The sequence below is a fragment of the bacterium genome (assembly GCA_019695335.1).
Taxonomy (GTDB): domain Bacteria; phylum CLD3; class CLD3; order SB21; family SB21; genus JABWBZ01.
Map to the genome: position 1 here is coordinate 1 of JAIBAF010000026.1, position 20,453 is coordinate 20,453.

At 41.2% G+C, this 20,453-nt stretch carries 18 protein-coding genes; 1 reads left to right on the plus strand and 17 read right to left on the minus strand.

The features are described from left to right. The 12 genes from K1X84_08350 to K1X84_08405 form a co-directional block, all read right to left on the minus strand. Positions 1–192 (minus strand): PCRF domain-containing protein (locus tag K1X84_08350; GenBank protein MBX7151637.1); only part of this gene is annotated, 192 nt, incomplete at its 3' end. Positions 193–379: 187 nt separating this feature from the next. Beyond that, complete coding sequence (gene glnA, locus K1X84_08355) at positions 380–1,801, minus strand: type I glutamate--ammonia ligase (GenBank protein MBX7151638.1); 1,422 nt, start codon at positions 1,799–1,801, stop codon at positions 380–382. A 166-nt stretch (positions 1,802–1,967) separates the two neighbouring features. Then, the gene (locus tag K1X84_08360) at positions 1,968–2,306 is read right to left on the minus strand and encodes a P-II family nitrogen regulator (protein MBX7151639.1); all 339 of its coding nucleotides are present in this window, start codon (positions 2,304–2,306) and stop codon (positions 1,968–1,970) included. Between the two features lie 17 nt (positions 2,307–2,323). After that, positions 2,324–3,520: a hypothetical protein gene (locus tag K1X84_08365; protein MBX7151640.1), complete on the minus strand. Its 1,197-nt coding sequence runs from the start codon at positions 3,518–3,520 to the stop codon at positions 2,324–2,326. Positions 3,521–3,776: 256 nt separating this feature from the next. Further along, on the minus strand, positions 3,777–5,027 hold the full coding sequence (locus K1X84_08370) for an ABC transporter permease (protein MBX7151641.1): 1,251 nt from the start codon (positions 5,025–5,027) through the stop codon (positions 3,777–3,779). A gap of 24 nt (positions 5,028–5,051) precedes the next feature. Continuing rightward, entirely contained in the window at positions 5,052–6,290 is a 1,239-nt protein-coding gene (locus K1X84_08375) for an ABC transporter permease (protein ID MBX7151642.1), read from the minus strand. A 22-nt stretch (positions 6,291–6,312) separates the two neighbouring features. Next, positions 6,313–7,038 (minus strand): ABC transporter ATP-binding protein, encoded by a 726-nt coding sequence (locus K1X84_08380; GenBank protein ID MBX7151643.1) that lies wholly within the window; start codon positions 7,036–7,038, stop codon positions 6,313–6,315. A 35-nt stretch (positions 7,039–7,073) separates the two neighbouring features. Continuing rightward, positions 7,074–8,366 carry an efflux RND transporter periplasmic adaptor subunit gene (locus K1X84_08385; protein MBX7151644.1) on the minus strand — a complete coding sequence of 431 codons (1,293 nt, stop codon included), beginning with the start codon at positions 8,364–8,366 and terminating at the stop codon, positions 7,074–7,076. Between the two features lie 51 nt (positions 8,367–8,417). Then, positions 8,418–9,731, minus strand: a complete 1,314-nt coding sequence (locus K1X84_08390; protein MBX7151645.1) for a TolC family protein — start codon at positions 9,729–9,731, stop codon at positions 8,418–8,420. Between the two features lie 219 nt (positions 9,732–9,950). Beyond that, positions 9,951–10,685: a YIP1 family protein gene (locus tag K1X84_08395; GenBank protein ID MBX7151646.1), complete on the minus strand. Its 735-nt coding sequence runs from the start codon at positions 10,683–10,685 to the stop codon at positions 9,951–9,953. A 44-nt stretch (positions 10,686–10,729) separates the two neighbouring features. Continuing rightward, positions 10,730–11,740, minus strand: a complete 1,011-nt coding sequence (locus K1X84_08400; protein MBX7151647.1) for a zinc-binding dehydrogenase — start codon at positions 11,738–11,740, stop codon at positions 10,730–10,732. Positions 11,741–11,761: 21 nt separating this feature from the next. Then, positions 11,762–12,196, minus strand: coding sequence for a BrxA/BrxB family bacilliredoxin (locus K1X84_08405; protein MBX7151648.1), 435 nt, complete (start codon positions 12,194–12,196; stop codon positions 11,762–11,764). Between the two features lie 341 nt (positions 12,197–12,537). Between K1X84_08405 and K1X84_08410 the strand changes: the two genes are divergently transcribed. Beyond that, positions 12,538–12,876, plus strand: a complete 339-nt coding sequence (locus tag K1X84_08410; GenBank protein MBX7151649.1) for a hypothetical protein — start codon at positions 12,538–12,540, stop codon at positions 12,874–12,876. Positions 12,877–12,953: 77 nt separating this feature from the next. On the opposite strand, the gene K1X84_08415 is transcribed toward K1X84_08410, so the two are convergent. Genes K1X84_08415 through K1X84_08435 form a run of 5 tightly spaced genes read right to left on the minus strand, consistent with a single transcriptional unit; the run spans position 12,954 to position 20,452 of the window. Then, positions 12,954–14,516: a S41 family peptidase gene (locus K1X84_08415; GenBank protein ID MBX7151650.1), complete on the minus strand. Its 1,563-nt coding sequence runs from the start codon at positions 14,514–14,516 to the stop codon at positions 12,954–12,956. Positions 14,517–14,526: 10 nt separating this feature from the next. Next, on the minus strand, positions 14,527–16,704 hold the full coding sequence (locus K1X84_08420) for a DUF1926 domain-containing protein (protein ID MBX7151651.1): 2,178 nt from the start codon (positions 16,702–16,704) through the stop codon (positions 14,527–14,529). 3 nt (positions 16,705–16,707) lie between these two features. After that, complete coding sequence (gene ftsY / locus K1X84_08425) at positions 16,708–17,628, minus strand: signal recognition particle-docking protein FtsY (protein ID MBX7151652.1); 921 nt, start codon at positions 17,626–17,628, stop codon at positions 16,708–16,710. 8 nt (positions 17,629–17,636) lie between these two features. Then, positions 17,637–18,029 carry a VanZ family protein gene (locus K1X84_08430; protein ID MBX7151653.1) on the minus strand — a complete coding sequence of 131 codons (393 nt, stop codon included), beginning with the start codon at positions 18,027–18,029 and terminating at the stop codon, positions 17,637–17,639. Positions 18,030–18,034: 5 nt separating this feature from the next. Beyond that, positions 18,035–20,452, minus strand: a complete 2,418-nt coding sequence (locus tag K1X84_08435; protein MBX7151654.1) for a BamA/TamA family outer membrane protein — start codon at positions 20,450–20,452, stop codon at positions 18,035–18,037. Position 20,453: the final 1 nt, after the last annotated feature.

The window sequence follows — 20,453 nt, forward strand, 5'->3', positions numbered from 1 at the left end:
TTCATTAGCATCGCGAACTTGAGTTGCTAATCGTGTCCAACTGTCAACCCATTTTTTTTCGACGGATAATTCCTGCATGATCTGTTGTGCACGCTGATTATCATTCCAGAAATCAGGCGCCGATGACTCATGTTCAAGCCTGGCTATCTTAGTTTGCCGGTTATCGACGTCAAAGATACCTCCGCATCTCATTGACTTTTGATTGTGCGGACTCAAGCAATGATTCTAATTCAGACATCGAAATCATAAAAATTCCTTACGAAAAATTAATGTTTTTTTCAAAAAACCGACGCAAAGTATCAAAAATAAGATGAAAAGTCAAAAAATAAAAAGGCCGGAAGAAATTCTATCCGGCCTTTCTTATGCGATGTCATCGTTTTTAAATATCAAAATAAAGCGCAAATTCATAAGGATGAGGACGCAAACGCAAGGCATTAACTTCTTGTTCAGTTTTGTATTGAATCCATGTTTCAATCACATCTTCTGAAAAAACCTCACCTTTCATAAGAAAGTCATGATCGTTTTCCAGCGCTTTCAATGCTTCATCAAGCGAAGCACACGTAGAAGGTACTTTGGCAAGTTCTTCCGGTTTCAAGTCATAGATATTTTTATCTAAAGGATCGCCGGGATGAATTTTATTAATAACTCCGTCTAGTCCGGCCATCAGCATGGCTGAAAACGCCAGATACGGATTACAAGACGGATCCGGGCAACGGTATTCAATACGTTTAGCTTTCGGGCTTGCCGAATACATCGGTATCCGAACCGCCGCACTGCGATTGCTTTGTGAGTATGCCAAATTCACCGGAGCTTCAAATCCTGGAGTCAAACGTTTGTAAGAGTTGGTCGTTGGATTGGTCAGTGCATTTAGAGCTTTAGTATGTTTGAGAATACCACCTATAAAATATAACGCGGTCTCGCTCAACCCCGCGTATTGATTCCCTGCAAACAGCGGTTGACCAGACTTCCACAAACTCATGTGAACGTGCATCCCGCTGCCATTATCCCCAAACAATGGCTTTGGCATAAACGTCACTGTTTTTCCATGACGGAAAGCAATATTGCGAATAATATATTTGAATAACATCAACTGATCGGCGCATACACGCAATGCATTGAAACGAAAATCGATCTCAGCTTGCCCGCCCGTCGCTACTTCATGATGCTGGCGCTCCACCTGTATGCCACATTCCTGCAATACTATCATCATCTCATTGCGAAGATTCTGGAATCGATCGGTTGGCGGAACTGGGAAATAACCTTCTTTATTTCTAGTCTTGTAGGCCAAATTCGGACTTTCTTCGCGCCCGCGAGTCCAAACACCTTCAACAGAATCCAAAAAATAAAATCCGGAATTTTGAGTTTGATCAAAACGGGCTTCATCAAAAATAAAAAATTCTGCTTCCGGACCAAAATAAGCTGTATCAGCGATACCAGTCGACTTTAAATAGTTCTCAGCGGCCACTGCAATTCCGCGCGGGCAACGGCGGAATCGCTCTTTGGTCAATGGTTCATGGACATCCCCGATCAAACTTAAAGTCGTTGGCGTCATGAACGGATCGATAAAAGCGCTGGTGGCATCAGGAATGATCAACATATCGCTTTCATTGATTGCTTTCCACCCGCGAATACTTGAGCCGTCAAATCCAAGACCGTGTTCAAAAATTTCTTCATTTAATTCCTCCACTGGCACGCTGAAATGCTGCCATATTCCGATGAAATCCATAAACTTGAAATCAATTACGCGAACATTTTTCTGTTTCGCCAGTTCAAACACCTTCTTCACAGCATCACTACTCATTGAATTACTCCTGTTATTTTTGTGTTATAGGATTATTAATTAAAAAGTTACTAATAAAAATAAAATGCCCCTTTCCGTTTTGGAAAGGGGCTAAAATCCCTATAAAGCTTTTTTAGTTAAAAACCGAAGAATCGGTATCGGAAACTTCCTTCGTCGGTGACGAAGGTCAAATGGCTTCATCGCCTGATTCTCCTGTACGAATGCGAATAACGTCTTCAAGATCACTTACAAAAATTTTCCCATCTCCCACTTGGTCTGTTTTAGCAGAATCCAAAATAGTATCTATTACTTGCTCAAGTATGGAATTTTCAATAACAATTTCAACTTTAATTTTCGGCAAAAAATCAATCCGATATTCATTGCCACGATACAGTTCCGTATGTCCTTTCTGCCTGCCGAATCCCCTCACTTCCGTGATCGTCATTCCCTTAACGCCAATTTGCAGCAAAGCTTCTTTTAAATCGTCAAGTTTGAACGGTCTAATGATCGCCTCGATTTTTTTCATGAACCGACGATCAACTTTTATTCAGATTTATTTTCTTCTAAATCTTTTTTGATTTTTTCGAGCTCTTTTTCTGCATTCAAACGCAACTTCTTTAGTTTCTCTAACTGAGCCGCAGCCTTTTGGGCTCCACGTTCTTCTTCGAGAAGACGATCCAATAAACGCTTGCGTTTTTGATCACTTCCGGATGAATAGAAATTCACAGGTAAGATATTGAAACCAAGGCTAAAACCTAACCGCCACGATGCATAGTTAGGAGCACCTTTACCTGTGGTCCCATCACCTTCACCCGGTCTCAAAACACCGGTCAATTGTGAATATTCTGTATCATCTGTTTTGCCTGCAACCAACACATCCACATACGTTCCTATATTAATCCAAGGCAGGATATTGTAACGAATGCCGGGTGTAATGTAAACAAAGGACTCTCGGCTATATACCTCTTTAACCGGTTGAGTGAGATAAGCTATTCCATACGCATCTACCATTAATTGCACCTTTTTTACAGGAACAACTGTACCAAACCCAAATTGGAATGCCATCGAATTAACATCACTTTCAACTGGGCTATTCTTATAAAAAGAAACTTGTTTTCCATTGTCATTATGGCTCCACAATCCTAAATTTATATTAAATAAAAAAGATTGTTCTTTATAGTATGGATTACCATAATATGTTGCCATTCCTAAAATACCAACTTCAAAATTATCGCTCTTATAGACTTCAAAAGGAATATTTTGCTGCCCTCCCGTTGGAACTTTAAAACCCAATGAGGCACCTAAACCAATCTTGCCATCGACAAACTCAAAACCACCACTTCTTAGTACAACGAACAAGTCACCCGGAACAGTGCTCTGTTTATTTCTGATTGCTCTAAGATTAAGATCTTGGTAAGTACCAATCGATATTAAAGCATCGAAATGGTCGTAAATTCCATATGCAAAAGTAAAATTATTAGCTGCATGCCATAAATTTATGTTTTTAACTGAACTGATTCCACTCAACCCCGCTGCAACATATACTCTGCCTTGGTTATAAGTACTGAAAAATCCCTTGTTCAGGGTCGATGCAGAATATGTATTAAAAGTACCATACTTACCGGTTCCTAATCCATTGCCGATCTGGGCCGTTACATCCGTAACGGTTGCGACAAACAACAATATTATCGCAACGGTGGCCTTCAATGTGAATTGTAAAGATTTTGACTTCAAAGGCATAACTCCTCCGTTTTTAGCCCATTCGTTCTTTTGGAGAAATAAGTAATAGAAATTTTGCACAGAAATGATTGATGAGGACTTTTTTTAATGACTGTAAAATAAACAATTGCAAAAGCTTTGTCAAGGTGTTTTTTAACAGCCAACGACTTCATTGGCTTGTACGATTTATCGGAGATTTCAGTCAAATTAAACCAAATAAAAAAGCGGGAAACTTGTATTTACCCGCTTTATCTGGCTTCGACTTTAAATTTTGAAATTACTCATACCTCAAAGACTCGATAGGATCGAGTTTCGATGCTTTGGATGCCGGCCACATTCCGAAAATGATTCCAATAAAACTACAGAAAATCAACCCTCCGAAAGCCCAATCGTATGGAATAGTAACTGGAACACTCATTAGAACACTAACAATATTGCCTATTCCAACGCCAACGCCAATTCCAATCAAACCACCAATTTCACACAAAACTACTGCCTCGATCAAAAATTGCATCATAATATTACCACGAGTAGCGCCGATCGCTTTTCGGATGCCAATTTCTTTTGTACGTTCCGTGACCGAAACCAACATTATGTTCATGATTCCAATCCCTGCTACGATCAGCGAAATTCCCCCCATTGCAATTGCTACTAATTTAATAACTGCCGTCATTTCTCCGAAAGCTTTGATCATACTATCGTTTGAAAAAAAGTCAAAATCATCTTCTTCAAGAGGCTTTACGTTGCGGGCAACCCGTAATACTCCTCGTACTTCCTCTATCACATCCTCCAAGATAGCTCCGGGTTTTGCCTTTACCGTAATATTGACTGAACGATCAAATCCTTCTTTATCTTTTAAACCAAATTGGTCAACGAAAGCCGTAATCGGAATACACGCGCTGTTGTCGCCTGATCCTGAAGGGCCATCACCCAATTCCTCATACACTCCAATTACTGTATATTTATGGCCGTTAATCTTTATGATTTGATCTATCGGATCTTTAAACGGAAACAGCTTTGCAACGATTCTTGACCCAATCACAATAACATTACGACCAACCTTAATATCTTCTTCGTTGATGAAACGCCCAACCGATACTAATTGATTATTATTAATTTGAAATTCAGGAGTGCCTCCAGCCAATGACACGTTATTATTCGTTTTGAGATCCTCATGAGCAAGCGTTGCTGGCTGCTCCCACAATTCTGCTCCGACCAATTCTGCATCTTTAACGCGCTCGCGAATTAAATCAGCTTGTTCGATCGTTAACGGTTTTCGCCGCATAATCTTACGCCAATTTGTGCCGGGACCTCCAATCGCTGGCCATTTCTGAACCTGAAAAACTCCCGAACCCAGACGACTCATGTCCGTTTCCATTTTCGTTTGGACGATCTTGATAGCGGTCATTACGGCAATGATCGATGCAACACCGGCAACAATTCCAACCAGCGTTAACAGCGAACGTAACTTGTTGGTCACAACGGCTGTCATCGCCATTTTGATACTTTCGAACCAATCCATTCGCATAACAATCAACCTTGTTGTTTTAAATTATTCATAACGCAAAGCATCGATCGGATCTAGCCGTGATGCTTTCAGAGCCGGAAAGAATCCGGACATAATGCCGACTGAAACCGCAATAACTATCGCTATAATAACGATACCAAGAGACAGAGTAGCCGTAAAGAAAATATTAATGACCCAGCTTAACGCATACGATAACAGCAATGCAATAACACAACCAATCAAACAAATCATCGATGCTTCAAAGAGAAATTGAACTAATATCGTTCTTCTTTTGGCGCCTATGGCTTTGCGAATACCAATTTCCTTAGTTCGTTCCGTAACAGAAACAAACATAATATTCATTACGCCAATACCACCGACAAATAATGAAATACTTGTAATCAACACGCCGATTACGCCAACAACTCCCATAATACTGTCATAGACTTTAGTGAAGGTGTCTTGACGATTGATAGAGAAGTTTTCTTCTTGTACTGGTGATAATTTTCTGATTTTACGCATCGCACCGGTAATTTCTTCTTCCGTATCACTCATCGTTTGGGGGCCGAATGTTTTTACGGCTAATTGCAAACCACGTTGTTTACCAAAACATTTCAGAAATGTTGTAATGGGTATCGACACCTGGATATCCAGATTTGGGCCTCCTAATCCCCCCAAAAAACGGCCCTGTTTTTCCATAACCCCAACCACTCTAAAATTATAAGCTCCCACCCGTAGTCGTCGGCCGATCGGATCTTTATTTTTGAAAAGTTTTTCTTTAATCTCCGATCCAATCACACAAATAAATTTCGCATTTTTGACGTCCATTGCATTGATATAACGCCCAAATTCAGGCAATGCGGATGACGTAAATAATTCCTTATTGGTCGTGCCACGAATAAAAACATCTTCCAAAGTTTCCGACTCGAATTTAATCATTCGGGTTGTTCCCACAGAAGGATTGACAGCAACTACTTTATCGCTAAGCGCCTTTTCAAGTTTTTCACTTTCCTCAAGTGTAATTTGTCGCCGATTGCGGTATTTCCACCAGTCGTCCATGATGAGCCATGGCATTCTCGAAACATATAGAACATCTGAACCCAATGCTGATAATTGAGACTGAAATGAATTTTTCATCCCGACCATAACAGTCATCGTTGTCGAGACCGCAGTAATACCGATAACGATGCCAAGGGTTGTTAAAAAACCACGCGCTTTATTGGCCCGAATTGCTGTTAAAGCAATTTTGAATGCCTCGCTGATTTCATATACTAATCGTCTCATTGTTTTTCCGTAATGTTGAGCGTTACGCTTCCGAGTGATCTACTAAAACTTTTTTGAATACCTTACGACCGGTAATTTTTTCATCAATCTCCACAACGCCATCCTTCAATCTTACCACACGCCGTGCATGGGAAGCAATATCTTCTTCATGGGTAACTAAGATGATAGTTTGGCCGGCTTTGTATAAATCTTCAAACACCATCATGATTTCTTCACCGGTTTTCGAGTCGAGATTTCCTGTCGGCTCATCGGCTAAAATGATCGCAGGGTTATTGACCAGAGCACGCGCAATTGCCACACGTTGACGTTGGCCACCGGAAAGTTCATTAGGCTTATGTTTCATACGCTCGCCCAACCCTACTTTTTCAATGGCTTCTACAGTACGTTTACGCCGCTCAGGCGCGGACATTCCGGCATAAATCATCGGAAGCTCGACATTGTGAAATACATTTGATCGCGGAATCAGATTAAAATTCTGAAAAACAAATCCGATCTTACGGTTACGTATTTCTGCCAATTGATCGTCCGACATATTCGCTACGTCTTCGCCTTCGAAAAAATATTCTCCGGAAGTCGGCGTATCAAGGCATCCGATCACATTCATCAATGTGGACTTACCGGATCCCGATGGCCCCATTAATGCAATATACTCGTTTTTCTGAACGCTCAATGACACGCCTCGTAATGCATGAACCTCTTCGGTTCCTATTCTATATAATTTAGTAATATTTCGTATGTCAATTACCATGACGGTTTTTCCTTTTTATCGGCATTTACGCTTTTTTATTTTTCATCGCCTTCAGAACTACCAAATTTTTTAGTCTTTTTTTCATTATCCACTTTAACTTTGGATCCGTTCTCAAGCAATTTACTGATTGCACGGTAGCTGCCGACCACCACTTCATCGTTTTCTTTGAGCCCTTCGATAATTTCTATATGTGATTCGCTTTGAATTCCTGTTTTAACGGCCTTTGCAACCGATACGCCATTTTCAATTACAAATACGACTTCCACAACACCATCTTTATTCGGAACAAATTCATTAGCCGTATCGTTGGCGATCGCCGCGTCTTTTTCAACGCCTTCTTTTCGTTTTAATTTTTCAGGTTCACGTACGGTGACACATTGAATCGGCACATTCAAAACACTATTGCGAACATCGGTTGTAATGTCGGCGGTTGTCGACATACCCGGACGTAATACATCGAGATTTTCAGCCAACGCAATCTTGACTTCAAATTCCGTTTTTTCTTCCTGAGTACCGGCAGCTTTAACATTGGCGCTGTTGGCAATCTCGGTTACAAAGCCATTAATGTAGCGTCCGGTCAACGCATCGACTTCAATTTTCGCAGAATCACCAATATTAATTGCAATCACATCATTCTCATCAACATTCACACGTGCTTCCATCTGAGCCAAATTAGCTACTACCATGATGACATCTTGTGAAAATTGTGAGCCTAGTGCAATTTCACCGGCTTCTTTATTTAATTGACTGACGGTTCCATCAATCGGAGCATAGATTTCGGTTTTATTCAGATTATCCATTGTTTGCGCTAATTGTGCTTCCGCTGCTTGTACCTGGCTTTCGGCTGATGCCAGAGTAGACTGAGCCGTCAATAGCGCGGCAGTGGCAGTTTGCATTTCAGCCTCCGCAGCCAATTTCTTTTCGAATAATCCTTTGACGCGGTCGTGGTCCTGTTGCGCTTTTTGAAGGTTCGCTTTCGCATTCATGACTTGCGATTGCGTACGAAGCACTTCGGCTTTAGTCTGATTCACAGCCGCTTCATAATTCGTACGATCGAGCGAGACCAACACCTGTCCTTTTTTTACTTTGTCGCCTTCTTTCACGTACATTCGCATAATCTTGGCGCTGACGTTGGAACTGATCTTGACGTCCGTAACCGGCTGAATTTTTCCGGATGCACTGACCGTTTTGATCACATCGCCCCGTTTGACTTTTTCAGTCTGTACTTCGGTCGATTCCTCTTTTTTGTTACTTAGATTGAATACGACCACCGCGGTTATAACCACGGCTAGGATACTACCGATAAGTATCTTTTTCTTTTTCGACATACGTATACTCCCTGCTTAAAAAGTATAATTGTCTGTTTATAGTTTATAAAATTATTTAGTTTCGATCGCACCTACGGCTATATTAAACTGTTGCTTTGCATATAGGAAATCATAAACGGCCTGAATATGATTAGCCTCGGCTTGAGCATAACTTGCATTGGCCGTGATCTGATCCAAAATGGTTCCCGCACCGAGATTGTATTTTTCCGTCGCTAGCCGTAAATCTTCTTTAGCCGAATTAACATTTTCTTCGGAGAGTTTTACATTTTCATATGACGTTTGCAAATTCAGTAGCGCTATTTTAATGTTTAGAGCAACTTGCCGGCGCGTATTCTCAAGGTTGCTTTTTGCTGTTTGTACGCTTTGATCCGCACGAATAACGCTTGCAGACGTTTGAAAACCATTGAAAATCGGCATGCTAAAATTTAAGCCAACACTAACGCGATCATTGGCGCCTATTTCTTTAAAGCTGCCCGGTCTGAAAGCGTCGGACCAGCTATAATCGGCAAACGCTGACAACGTAGGAAAGAATCCGCTACGGGCATTCCTGAGTGAAGCACGTGAACTTTCGACCTTCTTAATGCTCGCTAAATAATCTTTACGTTGTTCCAGCGCCTTCGAAAAAGCTTTGTCAAAGTTATACTCGGACGCATCGAATGTAACATCCAAACCCAGATCCTTCAATTCAACTTGTGTATTGACGTCAATTCCAATCAAACTATTCAGGCTTGCTTTGGAAGTATTTAAATTATTTTTTGAACGATTAAGCGCTAACCGATCAGAACCTACCTGAACTTTTTGCTTGTATACATCCGAAAGAATTTGCGCACCTAAACGATTACGTTCTTCGAGACGTTTAAGTTGTTCCTCGCTGCGTTTTAAATTTTCTTCGCTGACGCGCAACAATTGTTGATTTTTTAAGACATCAAAATACGATTTATGAACTTGTAATGCGACGTCTTGCTTAGTGTTTTCGTAAGTGAACTGAGCTGAACTTTCATCTAACCGTGCTTGCTTCATTTCTCCAAACTTCTTAAACCCGTCAAACAATACATAATTGGCCGACAATGAATACGAATATCTTTCGGCACTTTCTTTTACACCACTGTTAGTAACAAACGTGCTTTTTTCATCGGCCAAACTGTATTGAGCATTCAAATCTACCGTCGGAAGGTTATTACCCCAAGTTTTAGGCAAAACATCCGCAACAGCCGCATTATAAGTATTTTGTGCAGTAATGACCTGAATGTTATTCTTCATGGCAATTGCCAAGGCTTCATCGAGCGTAAGAGTTATCTTCTCTTGCGCTGAAGCCCCTAAGGTCATCACCATTGTCATCAATAATAAATGAATAGTTTTTTTCATTGTTCCTTCTCCTCGCTTGAAAAGTATGCCTGTATTTTTAAATCACTCTTGTATTCGTTATGAATCTTATTTTGTTTCATTTTTCGTTCAAAAAAAAATATGAAAATACCCGATTATCGCCAGATTAGACCATTTCGAAGCCCGAAAGTTGCAAACGATAAAAATAAAAAGCTCCTTTGAATCCATATTCAAAGGAGCCCGTTTAAAAACATCATTATTTTATCCGAAATTCACCCCAAGCGCGGCTAAACCTGTTCCGAAAAGCACCCATACAAACCATAGCCCGAAAACCAACCCAGCCGATTTACCCTTCGAAAATCCGAAAAGCAGCGAGATGCCGATAACCAACACTGCTAACTGCCAGAATGTAAATAGGTCGAATTTACTCAAAAACGTATACATTGCCGAACGAGTCTGATCCGCCGCGACAAATAGCCCTAAGCCGGTATCAACCCGCAACGTGGAGTTAACAAACATGATCGGCACCTTCACCAACGTCGCCAGAATATCAATCATCATACTATATCCAAAAATAGATAGAACTTGCATATAAGTCGCTTTTCCGCCAAGTACATTGTTGCCGCCGATCATTAGAAAAACGGCTCCAATAAAATACATACTTAGAATGCCGACAAGACCGATCACATATCCTACTACCCAAAAACCTTTCATCATCTGAGTCTGCTGTTCGATGACTTGTTCTTTTTGGCTGTCAGGAACACGGTCACTTTTCATGATCTGAGTACGCACTGCTTTGATCTGCTCGGTTTGAATAATATCCTTCAACAAAATGCCCGAACTCAGAAACAGAATAATTGTCACGATTACCGGCGTAATCCAATCAGGCTTTGCTATTAAGTAATTAAACGTCTCTGACGGGCTCAAAAATACATTTAAAATTCGGCTGAAGACATTCATTTCCTCAGCGGACGTTGGCTCCGTTTGGGTTTCCATACTACTTCCTCCTCCATTTTTTTAAATTGCTTGGACAATCTTCTTTATGGCCTTAGAACGATCTTTCCGAACTGTTCCGACAAATCCATTTGCCGAAAAGCTTCTTTAAATTGTGAGAATGAAAATACTTTGTCGATAACAGGTTTAATTTTATGAGCAGTAATAAATTCAATCATGTGCTTAAAATCATCGTTCGTTCCCATGGTCGAACCAATAATATGAATTTGCCGCCAATACACTTTGCGCAGATCTATCGAATCAGGCAGTCCGGCAGTAGCGCCATAGATAACAATCCTACAGCCTGATTTGACAACATTAATCAAATGGTTGAATCCTTTACCGCCGGCTCCATCGATGATTAAATCAATTCCATTCAATGGCTTTGATTTTTCAATCAATTCTTTAAAGCCGTCAGGATTATTATAATTACTCCCAAAAACGGCGCCCTGACTAACAGCGCGTCGGATTTTATCATCACGGCCGGACGTAACGATCACTTTAGCATCGGTGGCAAGCGCCATTTGCATCGCCGAAGCAGCAACTCCTCCGCCAATACCATTGATCAATACTGTTTGATTTTTTTGCAGGTTACCTTGTGTGTATAATGCCCGATAGGCAGTCAAACCCGCCAGAGGAATCGCCGCCGCCTCTTCATCGGATAAATAGGACGGCTTTTCAATAAGATTTGCCGTGGGTACGACAACATTTTCGGCCAATGTCCCATTATCAGGAAGACCTAGAATTCTAAAGTCTTTGCCTTGAACTCCCGGATCATCGCCCCAATTCATACTTGGATTGACAATAACTTTCTTCCCGATCCAATGGCGATCGTTTTCAGAGCCTGTATCGGTTACTACACCGCAGCCATCCGATCCTAAAATGATCGGAACTTTTATATTTGCGTAGAGACCTTTTGTGATCCATAAATCACGGTGATTTAACGCGGCTGCATGAATTTTTATTACAGCCTCGCCAGACTTAGGTTTTGGATCAACGGCCTCGCCAAAAATTAAATTATCGTAATTGCCTACTTCCGGTAGAATAATTGCTCTCATGACTTTTTTAGAAAAACTCCATTACTTTACGACTACCTTGGCGCAAAATTTTTCGAAAGCTTGAACAAGACTGTTCGCAACCTGGTCGGCCGTACGTCCTTCAATCTGATGACGCGGTAAAAACCACACGACTTTACCATCTTGAAACAGCGCTATTGACGGAGACGATGGAGGAATATCGGCCAAATAACTGCGTGCTTTGGTTGTTGCTTCGATATCCTGACCAGCAAATACAGTTGTCAAATGATCAGGTAAATTTTTGTTGTGCAATGCCAACGCTATTCCCGGACGCGCCATACCGGCAGCACATCCGCATACTGAATTAACCACTACCAAAACCGTCCCCTTTTCATTACCCAAAATGGCATCCACTTCCTGCGAGTTTCTCATCTCTTTAAACCCAATGCGAGTCAATTCTTCCCGCATAGGAGCCACTAATCTTTCATCATACGGCATATCTTATCTCCTTATTTATTTTCAATATCCATAAATAGTATTCATTTCATATTCATTCAACGCGAAATTATTCGTTTTTATCCATATAGTCAATTATTAATTGTTGTAAATCTTTGATTTTTATGTGAATCAATTCTCTAAGTTATGCTGTCTCATTTTGAAGCATTCCAATCTTCGTGATACAATTTTTACTTTACACTTGCTTTTGCGATTTTTTATAAAGTCTTAATTATCAATGATAGTATACCTGTTTAAAATTTGGCCGACTCTTTGTAATAGAATGGAGCAATTCAATTTAATTTTAAAACCTTCCATTTAAAACTCATTGAAAGGAATTTGCTATGCAGGCCAAATTAAAATCGCACGGCAAATCAAAAACAAATCCGACTTTTTTTGAGCTTGAACAACAAATCCTGAAGTTTGGCCTCAATTCTGAGCCAACATCGACCAATGTCGTAGCCAAGCGTCTTCACATGAAAGAAAGCCATAAGAACATTTCGATGCTTAAAGATATTTTAGAAAAGCTGACGAGAGAACACAAAGTATATCGTTGTGGAAGCCGCTATGCCATCGATTATCAGGGCGGCAAAAATCTTATGGAAACTTTTTGTATCAAAATTTCAGACGAAAACTACAAAATCAAAAACTTTGTCTTTGAGCACATTGCCCAAAGCGTCTAAAACGGATTAATCCTCCTTGCAAAAAAAGCGGTAAGACTTTCGTCCTACCGCTTTTTTTATTCGAATCATTTACTGATTTATCGATTCTCTGAGAATTTTTTTGCTTCCGGGAAAAATTTCATTGCTTCACCGACCACATTATCCGATTGAACTCTTACCAGTGCCGCTTCGTTGTTACCCCAGATATACCGAGCGACTTCAGCTTTGATGATGTTCTTCATGTCCGTTTTATCTTTTTGGAATGACGTTTCATCAAACGGAACACCTTTACTGTCGCCCATTTTGATCATTTCCTGCATTTCGCTATCGGACAACTCAAACGACGAAAGGAATTTAGTCATATTGGATTTAAATTGATCGCGTAACTGCGGTCCTTTCCTTTCGAGATAAACATTAGTGAATTCACGGAAAATGCCGCGGCTTAGTAATTTGACATAATAAGCCGATATGGTGTCATTATCTACGTGGTAATCCGGGACAATTCCGCCGCCTCCAAAAACTTTACGACCCATAGAAGTGTAATAGATTTTGGTAGAATCCGTATGAATAGTATCAAGACGGGCTTCGGCATAATAATCTTCAAGCGACTTGCCATCGTACGGACGCTGAATCAATCTTCCGCTCGGCGTATAGTACCGCGCTGTCGTAACACGCACCGCCGAACCGTCGCTTAATTCATACTGTTGTTGCACGAGTCCTTTTCCGAAACTGCGTTCACCAACCACAATACCCCGATCGAGATCTTGAATTGCACCGGACACGATTTCAGAAGCCGATGCCGACCCGCGATTGATCAAAACAATCAATGGCATTTTGCGATAATTGGGTTTGGAATTGGACAAATATTCTTTGGATGAATTAGGTATTCTGCCAAGCGTATATACAATTTTTTTGCCCCCGGGTAAAAACTTATCCGTAATGGCAAATGCCTGATCTAAATAGCCGCCGCCGTTATTGCGCAAATCAAGAACCAATTGCTGCATGCCTTTGGCTTCGAGTTCCTGCAAAGCTTGTTCAATTTCGTCAGCCGTGGTTTCGGCAAATTTATTAAAACGGATATATCCTGTTTTATTATCCAACATGAATTTTGCATCGACGCTGTAGAGCGGAATTTTATCGCGTACAACATCGAACTCAAGCAGATCGCTCATGCCCGGCCGTTCGATCGTCAGGTGAACGCTAGTTCCCTTAGGACCGCGTAATTTGGAAAACACCTCATCATTAGTAATGCCTTTAGTTGAGACATCATTGATCTTGATGATTTTATCGCCGGCCAGTAATCCAACTCTTTCCGATGGTGTACCGGGCACCGGTGTAACAACCGTCAAAATACTATTGACGATTTCAAACTGAATCCCAATGCCTTCGAAATTGCCCTGGAATTCTTCGCGAACCGTTTTCATTTCTTTCGGTGGAATATAAACGGAATGCGGATCCAATCCTTTCAGAGCGCCGACAATAGCGTCATCAATCAACTTACCTTGATCGACATCTTCCACGTAGGTTTGTGAAACTAAGTCGAGTACTTTTTGAAGTTTGATGATATTTTTATAAGTATTTTGCGCGGTATCAGTAAATCCGGCCAAAGCGACCACCACGACTACGATCAGCATTATCGGCAATATGAATTTTCTTTTCATTCAATACCTCCTAAATCTCACGTGATAAAGAGAGTTGTATATTAAGTTTCCATTGTTCGCCTGCATCGAGCCTCAGATTCCAAAACGGAAGTATACATGAGCCTTGGTACACTCGTTCAAATCCTTCTTCCGATAATGAAATCGTTTCAACCGGGTATCGCCACACCGTGGCTTCACGGTCGTAATTAAACTGAATATTAATTTTTTGCCAACCGTCAACCAATCCCATCTTTCCAATATGCTGCCATTCGCCTTTCGAACGTAATTTTTTATCAGATAAATTCAAACCTTCCGCATAATAATACCGGTCGTCCGCATCGCCGGCCAGCAAGGTCAGATTGATTTCCGTTCCGAAAAAAGTATTGAGGATCTTGTCGCTGGCATTCTGTATTTCATACGCAACGTTTAGAATGCTTGTTCCCGGTATAAGCGTATAAATTTTCGACCAATGAACGTCTTGACTGGCAATGCGGATTACCGACGTATACCGAACTGACAGCATTTTTTCCGTTTCCAAAATATCCGACGCACAAGGACTATCCACCGTTACAATATTTTTTCGTTCGTTTTTATAAAAATGATCGAGCATCACAGTGTCATTCCAAAACGAATCCATGAAAGAATGACGTCGGAATGAATCCTTTATCAAGAATTCGTGTAAATTTTTTTCTTTTGAAAGAACCAGATCATGGATACTGGCTATTTCCCCTGAATCATCCTTTTTTTCTTCAGTTTTCTTTAACTCTTCTTGCCGATGGAATTCAATCAATTTTTCATGATACCCTTCTTCGCGCCGCATCAGTACGTCAGTCACGTTCATTGGAATATCTTTGTAATCCAACTCCAATAACGTTCCGCCTCTTGCTGAATCAAAGTAAGCATTCAGCTTCAGCGTTTCAAATAGAATTTCCTGATTTCCATCGGCATCATAATCCGTTTGTTCAATGATATGCCATGTCGTAGACGATCCGTGCTCAATTACATCAAGAAATTTTTCGGCCAACAGCATTTCCTTGTACAAAGCATAACGGATATTATTCAGATAAATTCCTCCGAAGACGCCGTGCCAATATGGACAATTACACTGAGAAGCCCATAAATGATCCTGGACAGTCCGGATCATACTTGTGATTTCTTCATCGTCCGAATTCGCTGAAGCCTGGAGTTGATGCAAGCGTCGGCTGATCCTCAACATTTTTTTGTGCATGCGATTGGCTTCCGAATATTTGACAAAAAAATTTCTCCAGAAACCACCACGAACAAAAATACCGTATGGATCAGTCAATTTATTTTGTTTCAATTCTTTCTCAAAGTGTTCGTATTCCTGGTAACTTTTTACCGGTAATGCCCAATGCTGCATCTCGCTGTACGAGGCCGTAGGAAGATATACAGTACCCAACGGCCTGATTTTTTCCAGCGCTTCCGAAAAATGAATAATGCGGATCCAATCTGAATTTTTTTCAAGTAATGTAAAAAATTTTTCAAGCCATTTGTTCGTATAAACATGTTCATGAGTCCCTGGCCAAATACCAAACTTCTCGCCGTCATCGGCAAAAACAGCCAATGCATTTCCATCTTCTGTTGCATGTTCTCGCAGATAGGCGATCGTTTTTTCGGGGTCTTGAAACGGAATGGTATACCGTAATTTTTTACTGATCGGAAACAAATTTGTAGAAAATCCTAACTCCTCAGTGACGTAATAACCAAACAATTGATCTTCCTGCAATCCTGCATACTGAAAATGCGTGTCATCCAAAATAGTATAACGCATACCGGCCTCCGCCAAGGTTTTAGGCAGATGAGGTTCCCATACCCGTTCGGCCATCCACATTCCGCGAGGAACAACGCCGGTTTTTTCGTGTACAAATCGGTTTAGTTTTTCAATTTGCCCAAGTTTATCATGATCCGGAATGATCGGCATAATCGGTTCATAAAATCCTCCGCCAATCATTTCAATCTGACCACGATCAACAAGCCCCCGTAATTCGTCGATCAATTCAGGATAAGAGCGGTCAAGCCAGTCGAAAATGATACCGGTGTAGTGCATGCCGATTTTAATGGAAGGAAATCGTTTCAGAATATCCAAGAATGGCTTATACGCTTTGATGTACGCTTCTTCAAAGACAAAATCAAAATTGCCCACCGGTTGATGATTGTGAATGCCGAGTGCGAGATGAATGGTTTTCATAAGTTATTCAACAATAGCTTGTACAAAATCATGGGCATGGAATTCTTCGAGGTCATCAATACCTTCGCCGATGCCAATATAATAAACGGGAATTTTTAATTCTTGTTGGATCGCCAGTACAACGCCACCTTTGGCCGTTCCATCTAATTTTGTAAGAACCAAACCTGTAACATTGACGGCTTGCGAAAACTGCTTCGCCTGTTGAATCGCATTTTGACCCGTCGTGCCGTCCAGCACCAGAAGTGTCTCATGCGGGGCTTCGGGAATCTGCTTTTGAATCACGCGGTGAATTTTTTTTAACTCTTCCATTAAATTAACTTTCGTATGCAGGCGACCTGCGGTATCGATCAACACAATATCGGATTGTTTGGCTTTGGCCGAAGCGAGCGCGTCAAAAATCAGGGCAGCCGGATCAGCTCCTTCCTTTTGACGTACAATTTCGACCGATGAACGTTGTGCCCATATTTCTAATTGTCCGCCTGCGGCAGCCCGAAAAGTATCTCCCGCCGCCAGTAAAATTTTTTTTCCGTGCTGTGTATAACGATGCGCCAGCTTACCGATAGTCGTAGTTTTACCCGTGCCATTGACACCGACAATCAATATCACAAAAGGTTTCGCATGATCGAGTTTTTTTTCCACATGGATGCCTTCAATCGGGACGATCAATCTTTCCATTTCTTCTTCGAGCATAAGGAAAAGTAATTCCGGTTTTTCTAGCTTTTCTTTTTTAACCCTTTGTTGAAGCGATTGAATGATTTTTTGGGTTGTCGCTACTCCAAGATCCGCCGTGATCAAAATTTCTTCAATTTTTTCCAAAGTTGTTTCGTCAATCTTTGCGCTGCTTTGCAGAATACCGGCAATTCGTCCAAAAACATTTTCGCGGGTTTTGACAAGACGTTGTTTTAATTTATCGAGAATGGACATGACCAACCTTATGATTTTGATCTGAAAATTAACTGATATCCGTGCACAATAACAATTCCGATCGAATCGGCCAAGAAATCAAGTATTTCTGAAGAACGGTTTGGAACATATAATTGGTGAACTTCATCCGAAGCCGCATACAAAAGACAAAAACTAAAACTGACGATCCAGCACCACCATTGAGATTTTGATTGGACAGCGCCGTAATGCCTGATTGCGATAAATGATAATCCTGAAAGAACTGCAAAAACCCCGCTATGAATAAATTTATCCAGAGACCATTTCCCAAGATCGGGTAAAGAAGTCCCCGGAATCGAAGACGCAATAAAAATCAAAATCGCCCAGCCAATGACGGGCATAATATATTTAAATTGTATCGATTTTTCATTTGAATTTTCCATGGATCCTAGAATGCCTGCCCCAAGGTAACCTGAATGCCAATACGTGAAATTTGTTTGGCGCCGGCTTTTGAAATTCTCCTGACCGCACCCGATTCGTCTTTGACTTTCATTTTTGCCGGATCGGCAAGTTTGTATCCCACGTCAATACGAAAAGGTCCGACCAGCGTACGAATACGCATTCCGGCGCCGACGGATGCAGCAATTTTTTTTGGCAAACCTTGCGGTTTATTTTTGAAATTATATTCTGTCCAGACATTTCCGACATCGAGAAATGTCGCGAGATCCATCCCTGTGATCGCTTCACTCGGGTCTCTTGAAACATACAAGTTATATCGAAACTCTATACCGCCTTCAATAATACTGTTGCCGCCAATAAATTTGAGCGTACTGAAAGTCTTGCCATTGACACTTGATGTATCTTCTTCGATAATGCCTAATTCTTTGATACCCCAGCCACGAACGCTGTTAGGACCACCAGCATAAAATTGCTCGCTGACCGGAATCGTTGTTTTTTGTCCGTTGGTACGGTAAGGAATAGCCGATCCGGCCCGTGCGCGCACGGCCACGCTCAATCGCTCACTCAAACCAAAATACTTCCGATTATCCCAATTCAGTTTGATATACTTCAGATCGGACGGGAGTGTGAAGCCGGCAAAATCTGTATTGGCATAAATCAAAAATCCTGTAGTCGGAAAGAAAAAATCGTTACTGCTGTTATACGTAACTCCAAGCTTCTGATTGGTTGTAAAAAATGTACGGGTCGAATCGCCGGCATAATCTTTTTCCAATACTTTTGTAAAAGAAAACGGCGTCAAACTGGCGCTGAACTCCCGAGTAAATTGACGGACAAATGTTGGCGACGCATCGAACTTTTTGACGTCAAATGCAGCCGTATTATTTCGTTCAAATGAAAAAGTCGTAATAAGATCATTATCAGCGTCGCGCGTCAATGGCAACTTGAATGCCGGCTGCCTAAACGTAATCTTGGTCTGCATATAGTTGGCAAAGAATATTCCGTTGGTCTGAAAACCTTTACTGATCGTTCCTGAAATCTGGAGTTTTCTCGCACCGCCGTAAAAATTTTTACTTTGCCATGAGATTTGAAATGTCATGAACGGCAGCGTACTCAATCCTTTCTTTTTCTCCGATTCGGGGCGGTCGATAAAATCGGTCGTAAAGCCCACGCCGGGTTTGATGCTACGCTCCTTTCGTTCAGCGACACTGATATTCACGGCCATTGTATCAACAGTCACGCCGAATGAGCGCAACGGTACTTTATGGAGCAAACGGTTCCCGGATTTTTCTTTCACTGAATCCATTTCGAATTTGTCTAAAATCCACGTCGAATCTAATTTTCCTTTTTTCAAAAGCGTGAGCGGTTTTACCGAACGAAAAACACCGAGCCCGTTGATTTGACCAATACTCAGTGCCAATTGATCAGGATTAAAAGGACGATTTTCTTTGTAACGTACTTTCCGCAATATCACATTATCGTCAACGATGTTTTTTGTAGTGTCGGAAGGCTGGCCATTGCCGTTTTTATAAAAATTGCCGGATACGGTTGTTTTGCCAAAAACCGTATAGCGCCCCGGCACAACTAAATATTCAATGGTCGCTTTATAAGGTCCTTGCGAAACAGTATCAATTGTTTCGCTCACGTCGACTGACGGATAACCATTTTGCGCAAAAATTTTCTGAACGGTTGCTTTGGAAAGCTCAATATTATCCCGTCCAATCGGATCGCCTTTTTGAGTCAGCAATTGCGGAACAATGTCTTTTTCGTTTAGCTTATCTTTAAAATCAACGAGAGGTTGTGTCGATACTGTTTTAATTTTAGGCGTCTCAGCCAACGTAGTCGGTTTACCTTCCTGGATGTAAATGCGAATGGCGATATATTCTCGGTTATCCGAAAATTCTGCCCGGTACCGGACTATCTTCGATTCGAAATAACCTTTACTTTCGTAGAGCGAACGGATGCGACGCATATCGCTATTGAGCGTATATTTATCAAAAAAAAGCCTGTTGGCACCCCATCCCAAATCATAAAAACTCAAACTGGCAACACGAACAATAAAATTAGCGAACCATGATCCGATTTTTCTTGCTGTACTGAGTTCACGTTCCTCTTCTTCACCAATTTTCAATGCCAGATTCAATGTCAGGTCATCAAACGCATTCAATCCGCCTTCGACTTTTCCTTTCTCATTGACTGCATAATAATAATAGCGTTTGTTTTTAACAAACACACTGTCATCATACGACGGCAATGAGTCGAGTTTCGACCCGGTGGAATCGATATAGGTTTTATGAAAACGTAAGCGTGCTTGTGCCGCAGTTTGCGCTTGCAAAGGTTGGGCATGAATCACAATATACAAACCTAGAAGACCGGCGATTAACCGGCAAAAGCGGAAGGGCGCTGCCATG

Excerpts from the sequence above, each read along its gene's own strand:
- K1X84_08400 (MBX7151647.1), bottom strand. The coding sequence starts at position 11,740 with ATGAGAGCAATTATTCTACCGGAAGTAGGCAATTACGATAATTTAATT.
- K1X84_08385 (MBX7151644.1), bottom strand. The coding sequence starts at position 8,366 with ATGTCGAAAAAGAAAAAGATACTTATCGGTAGTATCCTAGCCGTGGTT.
- ftsY (MBX7151652.1), bottom strand. The coding sequence starts at position 17,628 with ATGTCCATTCTCGATAAATTAAAACAACGTCTTGTCAAAACCCGCGAA.
- K1X84_08405 (MBX7151648.1), bottom strand. The coding sequence starts at position 12,196 with ATGCCGTATGATGAAAGATTAGTGGCTCCTATGCGGGAAGAATTGACT.
- K1X84_08410 (MBX7151649.1), top strand. The coding sequence starts at position 12,538 with ATGCAGGCCAAATTAAAATCGCACGGCAAATCAAAAACAAATCCGACT.
- K1X84_08375 (MBX7151642.1), bottom strand. The coding sequence starts at position 6,290 with ATGAGACGATTAGTATATGAAATCAGCGAGGCATTCAAAATTGCTTTA.
- K1X84_08430 (MBX7151653.1), bottom strand. The coding sequence starts at position 18,029 with ATGGAAAATTCAAATGAAAAATCGATACAATTTAAATATATTATGCCC.
- K1X84_08435 (MBX7151654.1), bottom strand. The coding sequence starts at position 20,452 with ATGGCAGCGCCCTTCCGCTTTTGCCGGTTAATCGCCGGTCTTCTAGGT.
- glnA (MBX7151638.1), bottom strand. The coding sequence starts at position 1,801 with ATGAGTAGTGATGCTGTGAAGAAGGTGTTTGAACTGGCGAAACAGAAA.
- K1X84_08390 (MBX7151645.1), bottom strand. The coding sequence starts at position 9,731 with ATGAAAAAAACTATTCATTTATTATTGATGACAATGGTGATGACCTTA.
- K1X84_08360 (MBX7151639.1), bottom strand. The coding sequence starts at position 2,306 with ATGAAAAAAATCGAGGCGATCATTAGACCGTTCAAACTTGACGATTTA.
- K1X84_08420 (MBX7151651.1), bottom strand. The coding sequence starts at position 16,704 with ATGAAAACCATTCATCTCGCACTCGGCATTCACAATCATCAACCGGTG.
- K1X84_08370 (MBX7151641.1), bottom strand. The coding sequence starts at position 5,027 with ATGCGAATGGATTGGTTCGAAAGTATCAAAATGGCGATGACAGCCGTT.
- K1X84_08380 (MBX7151643.1), bottom strand. The coding sequence starts at position 7,038 with ATGGTAATTGACATACGAAATATTACTAAATTATATAGAATAGGAACC.
- K1X84_08365 (MBX7151640.1), bottom strand. The coding sequence starts at position 3,520 with ATGCCTTTGAAGTCAAAATCTTTACAATTCACATTGAAGGCCACCGTT.
- K1X84_08395 (MBX7151646.1), bottom strand. The coding sequence starts at position 10,685 with ATGGAAACCCAAACGGAGCCAACGTCCGCTGAGGAAATGAATGTCTTC.
- K1X84_08415 (MBX7151650.1), bottom strand. The coding sequence starts at position 14,516 with ATGAAAAGAAAATTCATATTGCCGATAATGCTGATCGTAGTCGTGGTG.